The sequence below is a fragment of the Streptomyces sp. WAC 04229 genome, from assembly GCF_003947455.1.
In the GTDB taxonomy this organism is placed as follows: Bacteria; Actinomycetota; Actinomycetes; order Streptomycetales; family Streptomycetaceae; genus Streptomyces.
On sequence record NZ_QHJH01000196.1, the window covers coordinates 1 to 13,222 of the forward strand.

Below are 13,222 nucleotides of genomic sequence, written 5' to 3' on the forward strand. Positions count from 1 at the left end.
GCCCGGGACCACCCGCCCCCACCTGGCCGGCGAGCCGGAACTGCGCGGCGAACTCGCCCGCCACCTCGGCAGGCTCCGCGGGGTGTCGGCCACGCCGAGCGGCGTGCTGGTGGTCGGCGGCTTCGCCCAGGCTCTCACCCTGCTGTGCGCCGTGCTGCCGGCACTGGGCATCACCGAGCTGGCGGTGGAGGATCCCTGCCACCCCGGGCAGCGACGCTTCGTACGGGACAACGGCGTGCGCGTCGTCCCGGTGCCGGTGGACGACGAGGGGATCGACGTCGACGCGCTCGGGGCGACCTCCGCCCGTGCCGTCCTCGTCACCCCGGCACACCAGTTCCCCACCGGATCCGTACTCTCCGCAGGCCGGCGCGACGCGCTGGTGCGCTGGGCACGCTCCGTCGACGGATGGATCGTGGAGGACGACTACGACGGGGGGCTCTGGTACGACGGCCGCTCTCCCGGGCCGCTGGCGCTCCAACGCCTCGCCCCGGAACGGGTCGTCTACGCCGGCACCGCGAGCAAGGTCCTCGACCCCGGCCTGCGCCTGGGCTGGCTCGCGGCCCCCGACGAGCTGCTGCACCGGCTGCTCCACGTCCGCGCCCGGCACGACCTCGGCACCGAGGCGTTCACCCAGCTCGCCCTCGCCGAACTCCTGCGCAGCGGGCTGTTCGACCGGCACCTGCGCCGGCTCTCCCAGCGCTGCGCGGTACGGCGGCGGGCGCTGGAGGAGGCCGTGAGAATCCATCTGCCGGGCGCGACGGTACGCGGTCCGGCCGCGGGCCTGCACGCCAGCGTCCGGCTGCCCGAGGGCACCGACGAGGCGGCGTTGGTCGCCGGCGCGCTGCGGCGCGGGGTGCTGGTGCGCGGCGGCACCGCGTTCGGTGCCGCGCGCACCAGGGCCGAACCCGCGCTGGTCGTCGGCCACGCCCACCTTCCCCGGACCGGGATTGCCGAGGCCTTCCACGCGATCGGCGCCGGGTTCAGCCGGCCGGGACCGGGTTCTGGGCGCCGGTGAGGAAGTTCTCGAACAGGCGCAGTCCGCCCGTGGTCATGATGCTCTCGGGGTGGAACTGCACCCCGGCCACGGGCAGCGAACGGTGCCTCAGGGCCATCACGTATCCGTGGTCGACGGCGACCGCCGTGGTCACCAGGGGTTCCGGCAGGGGTTCGGCGGCCACCAGCGAGTGGTAGCGAGTGGCCTCCAGCGTGTTCCCCAGCCCGGCGAACAGACCGGCGCCGTCGTGGCGTACGGCGCTGGTCCGGCCGTGCATCACCTGCTGGGCGACCTCGATCCGCCCCCCGTACGCGAGGGCGATCGCCTGGTGCCCCAGACAGACGCCGAGCAGGGGCACGGTGCCGGCGAAACGGTGCACCAGCTCCACGTGACCGGAGTCGGCGGGATGGCCCGGACCCGGACCCAGCACCACCGCGTCGGGCCCGAGGGCGGCCAGCTCGCCCGGAGTCCGGGTGCGCGAGCGCACGACCTCGGTCGACGCCCCCAGCGTGCGCAGGTATTGGTCGATGACGTGCACGAAGCTGTCGTACGCGTCGATGAGCAGCACCTTCACGGCAGCAGTTCCTTCCCGGTGAGCGCCCAGTGGGCGGCCCCCATCTTCGCCAGCGTCTCGCGCCATTCGGACTCGGGCTCGGACTGCGCCACCAGGCCCGCGGAGCTCTGCGTGGAGTAGGTGGCGCCGTCGTACTCGACCGTCCGGATGCACAGGGCCAGTTCGCTCCATCCGCGCACGTCCCACAGTCCGAGGGCGCCCGCGTAGGCGCCCCGGGCCTCGCGCTCCAGCCCGTCGACGATCTCCATGGCGCGCAGCTTCGGCGCACCCGTCATCGTGCCCGCGGGGAAGGTGGCGCGCACCGCGTCCCACACGGTCACACCCTCGGCGAGCCGCCCCGAGACGCTGGAGACCAGGTGGAAGACGTGCGAATACGCCTCCACCGCCATGAGCCGGTCGACCGGCAGCGTGCCCGGCACGCACACCCGGCCGATGTCGTTGCGGCACAGATCCACCAGCATGACGTGCTCGGCCTGTTCCTTGACGCTCTCCCTCATCTCCTTGATCCGCAGCCGGTTGTCCTCCTCGTCGGCACCGCGCCGGGCGGTCCCCGCGATCGGGCGCATGGTGATCCGGTCGTCCTCGATCCGGAAGAACAGCTCGGGGCTCGCCCCGATCAGCAGCGAGTCACCGCGCGGCGCGAGGTACATGTACGGCGACGGGTTGCGCGCACGCAGCCGCCGGTAGACGTCCACGGGTGTCAGGTCGCTGCGCACGTCGAGGCGGTGACCGATCTGGATCTGGTAGATGTCCCCGATCCGGATGTGCTCCAGGCAGCGCTCCGCCCACCGCAGGAACGTCTCGCGGTCCAGGGTGTCGCGCACGGAACGGGGCTCCGGGGCCGGCGGCGCGGGTACCGCCTTACGCCCGGCCGTCCGCGAGGCGAGCCGTGCGAGCCCCGGGTCGGCACCGGTGCCGAAGGCGTCGCTCTCGGCCCGCAGCTCCCGGATCCGGCCGGTCTCACGGTCGTAGCACACCGTGTGCCGGAAGAGCGCGAGCGTGATGTCCGGGCCGCGCGGAGCCTTGGTCCGCGGCTGCAGTTGGTCCATGTGCCAACTCGACTCGTACGCCAGGCAGGTCAGGAAGCCGAAGGCGAACTCGTTCACCGGAAGGTCGCCGTCCACCTCGAAGGCGTCGCGCCCGACGGCGTCCAGGAACGTCCACAGGAGGTCGGGGTGTGCGGCCCGGACCGCGGCCGCCGAACCGCCGGCCCCGGTCGGCTCCGGTGCGGCACGGCGGGTGAGACCGAGACCGTCCGCGAGGTGGAGCAGAGTGGCGACGAGTACCGGTTCGCCGGTGATCCGGATGACCGCCGCGGCTTCCGGGTCCGCGAGGACCCGGACCTCCAGCAGCCGTCCGCATCCCAGGAAGGCCCGGTCGGGCGCCTGCTCCGCGCCCGAGGCGTTCTCGAGCACGAAGACGTCGTCCGCGGGGCGGGTGCGCAGCAGTTCCTCGTAGAGGTCGATCGGGTCGTGCGCCGGCAGGTGTTCCTCCGTGACGCGTACGTGAACGGGTGCGCTGCGTGCCATTGTCCAATCCTCTCGTTCCAGTGCCGGGAGACAGCGAATCAAAGGGAACCGGTGGTCGGACAGACCAATTCCGCCGCGTGCGTCCGGTCCACGTCCGAATGGCCTTGACGGAGAATGCACAGGCAATTGAAGTGGGACCTCCCGGTTCAAGAGCGGAACAGACCGAGGGGACAGAAATGACGTCGGAACACCTGGCCGGCCCGCCGCCGGACGATCAGCAGCCCAAATGGCCGGACGCGGGACGGCTCAGCGAGGTCACCGGGCGATTGGCCGCGGCGCCACCACTCGTCTTCCCGGCGGAGTGCGAGGCGTTGCGCACCCGGCTCGCCGCGGTCGCCCGGGGGGAGGCGCTGCTGCTCCAGGGCGGCGACTGCGCGGAGACCTTCGCCTCCGCGACCGAGGAGTCGGTCGGCGGCAAGCTCCGCACGCTGCTCCAGATGGCGGTCGTACTGGCGCACGGCGCGTCGTTGCCCGTGGTCAAGGTGGGCCGGATGGCCGGCCAGTTCGCCAAGCCCCGGTCCCGGCCCTTCGAGGAGCGGGACGGCGTGCGGCTGCCGTCGTACCGGGGGGACGCCGTGAACGAACCCGGATTCTCGGCGCGCGAGCGCACCCCCGACCCGGCCCGCATGCTGCGGATGCACGAGACGTCGTCGATCACACTCAACCTGGTGCGCGCGCTGACGGCCGGAGGCTTCGCCGACCTGGCGCAGGTGCACGAGTGGAACCGGGCGTTCGTCGCCACCGCGTCCTCCGGCGGGCGTTACGAGCGGCTGGCCGGCGAGATCCAGCGTGCGCTCGCCTTCCTGCGCGCCTGCGGGGGCGACACCCGGGCCACGGCCACGGCCGAGTTCTACGTCAGCCACGAGGCCCTGCTCCTCGACTACGAGCGTCCGCTGATCCGCACGGATCCGGAGACCGGCCGGACCTACGGCACCAGCGGTCACCTGCTGTGGGTGGGGGAGCGGACCCGGCGCCCCGACGGCCCGCACATCGACCTCGCGGCCGGCATCCGCAACCCCGTCGCGGTCAAGCTCGGTCCGAGCGTGACGGCGGACACGGTCCTGCGGTACATCGACCGGCTCGACCCGGACCGCGAGCCCGGGCGGCTGACGTTCGTCGTCCGCATGGGTGCGGAGCGGGTGCGGGAGCTGCTGGCGCCGCTGGTGGAGAAGGTCGGAGCCGAGGGCGCCCTCGTCTGCTGGGTCTGCGACCCCATGCACGGAAACACGTTCGTCGCCCCGAGCGGCCACAAGACCCGGCACTTCGACGCGATCGCGGACGAGGTCCGCGGCTTCCTGGAGGTGCACCGGGCCCTCGGCACCCATCCGGGCGGGGTCCACCTGGTACTCACCGGGGGCGACGTCACCGAGTGCCTGGGCGGCAGCGCCGCCGTCGATCTCGACACGCTGCCGCTGCGCCACGAGACGGCGTGCGATCCGCGCCTGAACCACTCGCAGGCCCTTGACCTGGCCTTCATGCTCGCGGAGTGGTACCGCTCGGTGTGACGCCCGGGGCGGTCGGCCGCCCCCCACCCGCCCGGGAGCGGGGCCGGCTCAGGCCCGCAGCCGCTCCCGCGCCGCCATCAGCGCGAACCCCAGCAGATTCGCCCCCCGCCATCGCTCGGGGTCCGTCGCCGCCGCGTCGTCGGCGGCGAGGCCGATGCCCCAGACGCGGTCGACGGGGCTCGCCTCGACCAGGACCCGCTCGCCCGTGCCGAGCAGGTAAGCGCGCAGTGCCGGGTCCGACGCGAACTTGTGGACGCTGCCCTCGACGACGATCCGGGACCGCTCCCGCTCCCACACCGCCTCGTCGAAGCCGCGGACCAGCCGGCCCGCCTTCTTGGCCTCGGCGGGATGCCCGGCGGCGAGGGCCCGGTGCTCGGCCTCGGCGTCCCCGAAGAGGCTCGCCTTCCGGGCCATCATCCAGTGCTCGGCCGTCGCGTACTCCACCCCCGCCACGGTGAAGGGCGACGGCCACCACTGGCTCAGGCAGCTCGGGCCGGTCCTGCCGTCGGGGAGCGGGCGGTGACCCCAGAAGCAGAGGTACTTGATCCTCGCCCCCGCCCGGACCCTCGCGAGCAGCGCCTCTCTGCTGTCCACGGCCGGTGCCGCCTCCGTGACCCCGTCCGCCGCCCCCGTGATCCTGTCCATGCACGCGAGTCTGGCACGCGCCACTGACACTCCGTCCGTGCTTTTCCGTGGCGACTCGACACCTGGTCGACAGATTCCGTCGCGTAACCAAATGGCAACAACGGAATCACTTGTTGGAGCCCTAGTGCTCTGTCAGGATCGGCACTCACATCGAGCCTGAGCCACACCGGCCCCCGCCACGGGGAGACCGAGGAGAGCCGACATGCACAACCCGGGCAACGCCACCCCGGACCGATTCCCGGCCCAGGACCGCTTCGCGGACGGCGCCCAGTACATCGCGGGCCGTCTGACGAAGGGCACCTCCGGGCGTACGCACACCGTCGTCGATCCGGCGACCGGCGAGGAGGTCCTGACCTACGAGCTCGCCGGTCCCGACGACGTCGACGCGGCCGTCGCCGCCGCGCGGGAGGCGTTCCCGGGGTGGGCGGGCGCAACGCCCGGCGAGCGCTCCGACGCGTTGCACCGGTTCGCCGCCGTGCTCGCCGACCGCGCCGAGGACTTCGCCCGCGCGGAGTCCCTCCAGTGCGGGAAGCCGCTGAAGCTGACCCGCGAGTTCGACGTGCCCGGCAGCATCGACAACGCGGCCTTCTTCGCCGGCGCCGCCCGGCACCTCCAGGGGCAGTCGGCGGGGGAGTACTCCGGCGACCACACCTCGTACGTGCGCCGCGAGCCGATCGGCGTGGTCGGGTCCATCGCGCCCTGGAACTACCCCCTCCAGATGGCCGCCTGGAAGATCCTCCCGGCGATCGCCGCGGGCAACACCATCGTGCTGAAGCCCGCCGAGATCACCCCGCTCACCTCCCTGATGTTCGCCGAGGCCGCGACCGCCGCCGGTATCCCCGACGGCGTGATCAACATCGTGAGCGGGACCGGGCGGGAGGCCGGTGAGCACCTGGTCGCCCACCCCGACGTCGCCATGACCTCCTTCACCGGGTCCACCGCGATCGGCAAGCGGGTCGCCGAGGTCGCCACCGCCACCGTCAAGCGCCTGCACCTGGAGCTGGGCGGCAAGGCGCCCTTCCTCGTCTTCGACGACGCCGACCTGGACGCCGCCGTCCACGGCGCGGTCGCCGGCGCGCTGATCAACACCGGCCAGGACTGCACCGCCGCCACGCGCGCGTACGTGCAGCGGCCCCTGTACGAGGCGTTCGTGGAGAAGACCGCCGCCCTCATGGAGACCGTGCGGGTCGGCGACCCCTTCGCGCCGGGCACCGACCTCGGCCCGCTGGTCAGCCACGTCCAGCGGGACCGCGTCGCCGGGTTCGTCGACCGGGCCCGCTCCTACGCGCGCGTGGTGGCCGGCGGCGAGGCACCGCAGGGCGACCTCGAGGACGGCGCCTTCTACCGGCCCACCCTCATCGCCGACGCCGCGCAGGACAGCGAGGTCGTCCAGTCCGAGATCTTCGGTCCCGTCCTGGTCGTGCTGCCCTTCGACGGCGACGACGAGGGCATCCGGCTGGCCAACGACACGCCGTACGGGCTCGCCGCCTCCGCCTGGAGCCGGGACGTGTACCGGGCGAACCGCGCCACCCGCGAGATCAAGGCGGGCTGCGTGTGGATCAACGACCACATTCCGATCATCAGCGAGATGCCGCACGGCGGATACAAGGCGTCCGGCTTCGGCAAGGACATGTCGGCCTACTCCTTCGAGGAGTACACACAGGTCAAGCACGTCATGTTCGACAACACCGCGGTGGCGGCCAAGGACTGGCACCGCACTGTCTTCGGGGACCGGTAGTCACGTCGAGAGGCCGCCGACCACGGCCGACCCACCCGAAAGGGCAACCACGCGCATGGAGCAGTACGAGCCCGACCGCCTGTCACCGGCCCAAGTGGCCGCCATGCGGCGCAGTCTCAGGAGCGGCAGGGCCGCCCTCACCCGTCGCTCACTGCTGCGCGCCTCCGCGGGCGGCGCGCTCGCGGTCGGCGGCCTCGGCATGCTGAGCGGCTGCGGGATCCCGGCGGCCGGCAAGACCGAGGGCGGCGTCTCCGCCGACGACCGGTCCGAGAAGGAGAAGCGGATCGCCTTCTCCAACTGGACCGAGTACATGGACGTCGACGAGGCCGGCCGGCGCCACCCCACGCTGGAGGCGTTCACCAAGCGCACCGGCATCAAGGTCACCTACACCGAGGACATCAACGACAACAGCGAGTTCTTCGGCAAGATCCAGCCGCAGCTCGCCGCGGGCCAGGAGACCGGCCGCGACATCATCGTCCTCACCGACTGGCTGGCGGCCCGCCTGATCCGCCTCGGCTGGGTCCAGAAACTGGACCCGGCCAACCTGCCGCACGCCTTCGCCAACCTGTCGCCCCAGTTCCGCAACCCGGACTGGGACCCGGGCCGCGCCTACTCGTACCCCTGGCAGGGCATCTCGACGGTCATCGCCTACAACAAGAAGGCGCTGGACGGCATCGAGGTGAGGTCGGTCTCCGACCTGCTCGACAACCCGAAGCTCAAGGGCCGGGTCGGCTTCCTCACCGAGATGCGCGACACCGTCGGCATGGTGCTGCTCGACGGGGGCAAGGACCCGGCCCGCTTCTCGGACGACGACTACGACGCGGCGATCGCCCGGCTCCAGAAGGGCGTCGACCGCGGTCAGATCCGCCGCTTCACCGGCAACGACTACACGTCCGACCTGAGCAAGGGCGACTTCGCGGCCTGCCTGGCCTGGGCCGGGGACGTCGTCCAGCTCAAGGCCGACAACCCGGACATCGACTTCGTGATCCCGGACAGCGGCTACGTCACGTCGAGCGACAACATGCTGGTCCCCAACAAGGCGCGGCACAAGACGAACGCCGAGCGGCTCATCGACTACTACTACGAGCCCCGCCCGGCCGCGGAACTCGCCGCCTACATCAACTTCGTCTGCCCCGTCGACGGGGTGAAGGACGAGCTGGCGAAGATCGACGAGGAAGCGGCGAACAACCCGCTGATCATTCCCGACAAGGCCATGCAGGCCAGGTCGCACTCCTTCCGCTCCCTGAGTTCGAAGGAAGAGACGGCATACGAAGAGAAGTTCGCGAAGCTCACTGGGGCGTGACGACGATGACGAATACGACGAAGGCTCAGCCGGGCGGCGGCGACGTCCGCCTCTCCGGCATCAGCAAGACCTACGGCTCCTTCACCGCCGTGCACCCACTCGACCTGACCGTCCCGCAGGGCTCCTTCTTCGCCCTGCTCGGCGCCTCCGGCTGCGGCAAGACCACCACCCTGCGCATGATCGCCGGGCTGGAGGAGCCCAGCGGCGGCACCGTTCACCTCGGGGACCAGGACGTGACCGCCCTCCCGCCCTACAAGCGGCCGGTCAACACGGTCTTCCAGTCCTACGCCCTCTTCCCGCACCTCGACATCTTCGAGAACGTCGCCTTCGGCCTGCGCCGGCGCGGCATCAAGTCGGTGAAGAAGCAGGTCGAGGAGATGCTGGAGCTGGTCCAGCTCGGCGAGCAGGCGCGCAAGAAGCCGCACCAGCTCTCCGGCGGCCAGCAGCAGCGCGTCGCGGTCGCCCGCGCGCTGATCAACCACCCCAAGGTGCTGCTCCTCGACGAACCGCTCGGCGCCCTCGACCTCAAGCTGCGCCGCCAGATGCAGCTGGAGCTGAAGCGCATCCAGACCGAGGTCGGCATCACCTTCGTGCACGTCACGCACGACCAGGAGGAGGCCATGACCATGGCCGACCAGGTCGCCGTGATGAACGGGGGCCGCGTCGAGCAACTGGGCGCCCCCGCCGACCTGTACGAGAACCCGCAGACCACCTTCGTCGCCAACTTCCTGGGCACCTCCAACCTGATCCAGGCCGAGGTCGACACCCGCAGCGGCGACGACGTCGTGGTGCGCGCGGCCGGCGACAAGCTGCTCCTGCCCGGCAGCCGCTGTGCCGTGCCCGCGCAGGCGGGCGGCAAGGTGCTGGTCGGCGTACGCCCGGAGAAGGTCGGCCTCACCCACGCGGACGAGGCCGGCTCCATACCCGAGGGCCGCAACCGCATCACCGGCAAGATCAGCAACAGCAGTTTCATCGGCGTCTCCACCCAGTACGTCGTGGACTGCGCGGCCTGCCCCGACTTCGAGGTGTACGCCCAGAACATCGACCGCGACGCCCGCCTCGTGCCCGGCGCCGACGTCGTCCTGCACTGGAACCCGGCGCACACCTTCGGCCTGGACGCCTCCCAGGACATCGACGCCGGCGTCACCGAGGGCGAGGCCGCCTGATGTCGACCCTCACCGAGGCGCCACCGCCGCTCACCCCGCCCGCGCCCGAGCCGGAGAAGCCCCCGCGCAAGAGGGGCCGCTGGACGCCGTACTGGCTGCTGCTGCCCGGCATCCTGTGGCTGGTCGTCTTCTTCGCGGCGCCGATGGTCTACCAGGCCTCCACCTCCGTGCAGACCGGCTCGCTGGAGGAGGGCTACAAGGTCACCTGGCACTTCGTGACCTACTGGGACGCGCTGTCCGAGTACTGGCCGCAGTTCCTGCGCTCGGTCGCCTACGCCGCCTCCGCCACCGTGCTGTGCCTGCTGCTCGGCTACCCCCTCGCGTACCTGATCGCCTTCCGCGCGGGCCGCTGGCGGAACCTGATCATGATCCTGGTGATCGCCCCCTTCTTCACCAGCTTCCTGATCCGCACCCTGGCCTGGAAGACGATCCTCGCGGACGGCGGACCGGTCGTCGGCGCCCTGAACACGCTGCACGTCCTGGATGTCACCAGTTGGCTCGGCTGGACGTCCGGCGACCGCGTGCTGGCGACGCCGCTCGCGGTGGTCTGCGGTCTGACGTACAACTTCCTCCCCTTCATGGTCCTGCCGCTGTACACGTCCCTGGAGCGCATCGACGGGCGGCTGCACGAGGCCGCGCGCGACCTGTACGCGAAGCCCTCCACGGTCTTCCGCAAGGTCACCTTCCCGCTGTCGATGCCCGGCGTCGTCTCCGGCACGCTGCTGACCTTCATCCCGGCGACCGGCGACTACGTCAACGCCTCCCTGCTGGGCTCGGCCGACACCGGAATGATCGGCAACGTCATCCAGTCGCAGTTCCTCAGGGTGCTGGACTATCCGACGGCGGCGGCACTCTCCTTCATCCTGATGGCCGCGATTCTCGCCATGGTCACCCTCTACATTCGCAAGTCCGGGACGGAGGATCTGGTTTAAATGACCTTCGTCAACTGGTTCAAGCGCAATCTGGTCGTCATCGCCGGACTGCTGACGCTCGCATATCTCCTGCTGCCCAACGTCATTGTCACGGTGTTCTCGTTCAACAAACCGAACGGGCGCTTCAACTACGAATGGCAGCAGTTCTCCACGGACGCCTGGGAAGACCCGTGCGGGGTCGCCGGGCTGTGCGGTTCCCTGTCGCTCAGTCTCCAGATCGCCCTCTGGGCGACGCTCGGCGCCACGGCGCTGGGCACCGCGATCGCCTTCGCGCTGGTCCGCTACCGCTTCCGGGCGCGGGGTGCGATCAACTCGCTGATCTTCCTGCCGATGGCGATGCCCGAGGTCGTCATGGCCGCCTCGCTGCTCACCCTGTTCCTCAACATGGGCGCCCAGCTGGGCTTCTGGACGATCCTGATCGCCCACATCATGTTCTGCCTCAGCTTCGTGGTGACAGCCGTCAAGGCGCGGGTGATGTCGATGGACCCGAAGCTGGAGCAGGCGGCGCAGGACCTGTACGCCGGTCCCTTCCAGACCTTCGTGCGGGTCACACTCCCCATCGCGGCCCCCGGTATCGCGGCCGGCGCGCTGCTCGCCTTCGCGCTCTCCTTCGACGATTTCATCATCACCAATTTCAACGCGGGTTCCACCGTCACCTTCCCCATGTTCGTCTGGGGCTCGGCGCAGCGCGGAACGCCCGTTCAGATCAATGTCGTCGGTACGGCCATGTTCGTCATCGCCGTACTGTTCGTCCTGGCCTCCATGGCCGTCGGCAACCGCCGAAATCGCCGCAAGGCGTAGCGCACTGAGCAATACATTCGTAGGGAGTTGAAATCATGGCCCCTAGCGCCATGAGCCGCAGCAACGACTGGACGAAATCCCTTTCCGACGCCCAGCCGGTCCCGTACTGGCTGGACGACCCCGGCCGCCCCCGTCCGCAGCCCGCCCTCACCGGCGCCGAGACCTGCGACCTGCTGGTCGTCGGCGGCGGCTACAGCGGGCTGTGGACCGCGCTGATCGCCAAGGAGCGCGACCCGGGCCGGGACGTGGTGCTGCTGGAGGGCCGCGAGGTGGGCTGGGCCGCCTCCGGCCGCAACGGCGGGTTCTGCGCGGCCTCCCTCACCCACGGCCTGTCCAACGGCCTGAGCCGCTGGCCGGACGAGATCCACAAGCTGGAGGAACTGGGCGCCCGCAACCTCGACGCGATCGAGACGGCGGTCGCCCGCCACTGTCTGGACTGCGAGTTCGAGCGCACCGGCGAGATCGACGTGGCGACCGAGCCGTACCAGGCCGCCGAGCTGAAGGACTGGTACGAGGAGATCCGCGCGAAGGGCCTCGCGGACGGCGTCGAGTACCTGGACGGCGACGCGGTACGCGAACAGGTCGGCTCCCCGACCTTCCGGGCGGGCCTGTGGGACCGCAGGGGTGTGGCCATGCTCAACCCCGCCAAGCTCGCCTGGAACCTCAAGCGGGCCTGCCTCGGCCTCGGGGTGCGCGTCTACGAGAACACCCCGGCGCTCACCCTGAAGCCGTACGGTGCCGGCATGGCCGTCCGCACCCCGTACGGCGGGGTCCGCGCCCGCACGGTCGCGCTCGGCACCAACATCTTCCCGAACCTGGTCAAGCGGGTGCGCCCGTACACCGTCCCGGTCTACGACTACGCCCTGATGACCGAGCCGCTCACCGACGGGCAGCTGGCCTCGATCGGCTGGCGGAACCGGCAGGGGCTCGGGGACAGCGCCAACCAGTTCCACTACTTCCGGCTCTCCGCCGACAACCGGATCCTGTGGGGCGGCTACGACGCGATCTACCCGTACGGCGGCCGGGTGCGCGCCGAGTACGACGACCGCCCGGAGACCTACGCCAAGCTCGCGGGCCACTTCTTCACCTGCTTCCCGCAGCTGGAGGACGTCCGCTTCACGCACGCCTGGGGCGGCGCGATCGACACCTGCTCCCGCTTCTCGGCGTTCTTCGGCACCGCCCACCAGGGCAAGGTCGCCTACGCCGCCGGGTACACCGGCCTCGGCGTCGGCGCGACCCGGTTCGGCGCCGAGGTGATGCTCGACCTGCTGTCGGGGGAGCGCACCGAGCGCACCGAACTGGCGATGGTCCGCCGCAAGCCGCTGCCCTTCCCGCCCGAGCCCTTCGCCTGGACGGGCATCGCGCTCACCAAGTGGTCGCTGGCCCGCGCGGACGCCCATGGCGGCCGGCGCAACCTCTGGCTGCGGACGATGGACAAGCTGGGACTGGGCTTCGACAGCTAGCCGGCCGGGAGTCCGTGTGACCCGCTTCACCCGAACGAGGTGCGGCGACTCGCGTAATGCCCGCCGGTGACCTCCCTCTCCCTCGTGACGCACCCCGCGTCCAACGAGCGAGAGGGAGGTCCTCACATGCCTGGTGCCAAGACGGCGGTCGCGTGGCTGGCATCCGTCGCACCGGATCCCGAGTCCTGCCGGCGGGAGTGGGAGCGCGACCCCCGGGGTGTCGCGCTGCTGCCCGCGGGCCGGGTCTGGGACGTGCTCATCCTGCCGAGCAGGCTCGGCTATCCGACCCTCGACGTGCTCTCCCGCGTCCTGGACCGGCCGGGCCCCGTGCTCGTCGACTTCGGCGACGCGCGGACGGGATTCTTCGTGCCGGCCGGCACGGCGACCCGCTGGGTGGGCACCGGGGTCCGGACGGCCGGGCTCGGCACCTGGATCGTGGTGCCGCACCCGGGGGGAGCGTCCGGCGGGGTCCGCTGGCTGATCCCGCCGGACGGCTCCGGCACCCTCACCGACCCCGCCCTGCTGGAACTCGCGATGCACGAGGCGGCGGCGGCACTCGCGGGGGAGGAGGG

At 71.2% G+C, this 13,222-nt stretch carries 12 protein-coding genes; 9 read left to right on the top strand and 3 right to left on the bottom strand.

The window, feature by feature from the left end; genetic code table 11:
* The coding region (locus tag DMH12_RS32050; protein ID WP_148107565.1) for a PLP-dependent aminotransferase family protein at window positions 1–1,015 on the top strand (1,015 nt) is incomplete at its 5' end.
* On the opposite strand, the gene DMH12_RS32055 is transcribed toward DMH12_RS32050, so the two are convergent.
* Both DMH12_RS32055 and DMH12_RS32060 read right to left on the bottom strand, forming a co-directional pair.
* Window positions 981–1,568: an aminodeoxychorismate/anthranilate synthase component II gene (locus DMH12_RS32055; RefSeq protein ID WP_125494895.1), complete on the bottom strand. Its 588-nt coding sequence runs from the start codon at window positions 1,566–1,568 to the stop codon at window positions 981–983. The genes DMH12_RS32050 and DMH12_RS32055 overlap by 35 nt on opposite strands.
* The gene (locus DMH12_RS32060; RefSeq protein WP_125494896.1) at window positions 1,565–3,097 is read right to left on the bottom strand and encodes an anthranilate synthase component I family protein; all 1,533 of its coding nucleotides are present in this window, start codon (window positions 3,095–3,097) and stop codon (window positions 1,565–1,567) included. Before DMH12_RS32060 ends, DMH12_RS32055 begins: the two co-directional genes overlap by 4 nt.
* A gap of 176 nt (window positions 3,098–3,273) precedes the next feature.
* On the opposite strand from DMH12_RS32060, the gene DMH12_RS32065 reads away from it, so the two are divergent.
* The gene (locus tag DMH12_RS32065) at window positions 3,274–4,602 is read left to right on the top strand and encodes a class II 3-deoxy-7-phosphoheptulonate synthase (protein WP_125494897.1); all 1,329 of its coding nucleotides are present in this window, start codon (window positions 3,274–3,276) and stop codon (window positions 4,600–4,602) included.
* A 48-nt stretch (window positions 4,603–4,650) separates the two neighbouring features.
* Here DMH12_RS32065 and DMH12_RS32070 read toward each other — a convergent pair whose 3' ends face one another.
* Window positions 4,651–5,247, bottom strand: a complete 597-nt coding sequence (locus DMH12_RS32070; protein ID WP_185832676.1) for an NADAR family protein — start codon at window positions 5,245–5,247, stop codon at window positions 4,651–4,653.
* Window positions 5,248–5,449: 202 nt separating this feature from the next.
* Between DMH12_RS32070 and DMH12_RS32075 the strand changes: the two genes are divergently transcribed.
* The 7 genes from DMH12_RS32075 to DMH12_RS32105 form a co-directional block, all read left to right on the top strand.
* A complete protein-coding gene (locus tag DMH12_RS32075; RefSeq protein ID WP_125494899.1) occupies window positions 5,450–6,985 on the top strand; it encodes a gamma-aminobutyraldehyde dehydrogenase in 1,536 nt (511 codons plus the stop codon).
* Window positions 6,986–7,040: 55 nt separating this feature from the next.
* Entirely contained in the window at window positions 7,041–8,288 is a 1,248-nt protein-coding gene (locus DMH12_RS32080) for a spermidine/putrescine ABC transporter substrate-binding protein (RefSeq protein ID WP_125494900.1), read from the top strand.
* Between the two features lie 5 nt (window positions 8,289–8,293).
* Window positions 8,294–9,454 (top strand): ABC transporter ATP-binding protein, encoded by a 1,161-nt coding sequence (locus DMH12_RS32085; protein ID WP_125494901.1) that lies wholly within the window; start codon window positions 8,294–8,296, stop codon window positions 9,452–9,454.
* Window positions 9,454–10,386, top strand: a complete 933-nt coding sequence (locus DMH12_RS32090) for an ABC transporter permease (protein WP_125494902.1) — start codon at window positions 9,454–9,456, stop codon at window positions 10,384–10,386. The genes DMH12_RS32085 and DMH12_RS32090 overlap by 1 nt, the downstream gene beginning before the upstream one ends.
* Window positions 10,387–11,187, top strand: coding sequence for an ABC transporter permease (locus DMH12_RS32095; RefSeq protein WP_125494903.1), 801 nt, complete (start codon window positions 10,387–10,389; stop codon window positions 11,185–11,187).
* A 35-nt stretch (window positions 11,188–11,222) separates the two neighbouring features.
* Window positions 11,223–12,650 carry an FAD-binding oxidoreductase gene (locus tag DMH12_RS32100; protein WP_125494904.1) on the top strand — a complete coding sequence of 476 codons (1,428 nt, stop codon included), beginning with the start codon at window positions 11,223–11,225 and terminating at the stop codon, window positions 12,648–12,650.
* Window positions 12,651–12,776: 126 nt separating this feature from the next.
* On the top strand, window positions 12,777–13,222 hold a 446-nt coding region (locus DMH12_RS32105; RefSeq protein ID WP_125494905.1), incomplete at its 3' end, for a hypothetical protein.

What these genes read in the sequence shown, in the direction of transcription:
- DMH12_RS32060 (WP_125494896.1), bottom strand. Translation starts at nt 3,097, where the DNA reads ATGGCACGCAGCGCACCCGTTCACGTACGCGTCACGGAGGAACACCTG.
- DMH12_RS32065 (WP_125494897.1), top strand. Translation starts at nt 3,274, where the DNA reads ATGACGTCGGAACACCTGGCCGGCCCGCCGCCGGACGATCAGCAGCCC.
- DMH12_RS32070 (WP_185832676.1), bottom strand. Translation starts at nt 5,247, where the DNA reads ATGGACAGGATCACGGGGGCGGCGGACGGGGTCACGGAGGCGGCACCG.
- DMH12_RS32075 (WP_125494899.1), top strand. Translation starts at nt 5,450, where the DNA reads ATGCACAACCCGGGCAACGCCACCCCGGACCGATTCCCGGCCCAGGAC.
- DMH12_RS32080 (WP_125494900.1), top strand. Translation starts at nt 7,041, where the DNA reads ATGGAGCAGTACGAGCCCGACCGCCTGTCACCGGCCCAAGTGGCCGCC.
- DMH12_RS32085 (WP_125494901.1), top strand. Translation starts at nt 8,294, where the DNA reads ATGACGAATACGACGAAGGCTCAGCCGGGCGGCGGCGACGTCCGCCTC.
- DMH12_RS32090 (WP_125494902.1), top strand. Translation starts at nt 9,454, where the DNA reads ATGTCGACCCTCACCGAGGCGCCACCGCCGCTCACCCCGCCCGCGCCC.
- DMH12_RS32095 (WP_125494903.1), top strand. Translation starts at nt 10,387, where the DNA reads ATGACCTTCGTCAACTGGTTCAAGCGCAATCTGGTCGTCATCGCCGGA.
- DMH12_RS32100 (WP_125494904.1), top strand. Translation starts at nt 11,223, where the DNA reads ATGGCCCCTAGCGCCATGAGCCGCAGCAACGACTGGACGAAATCCCTT.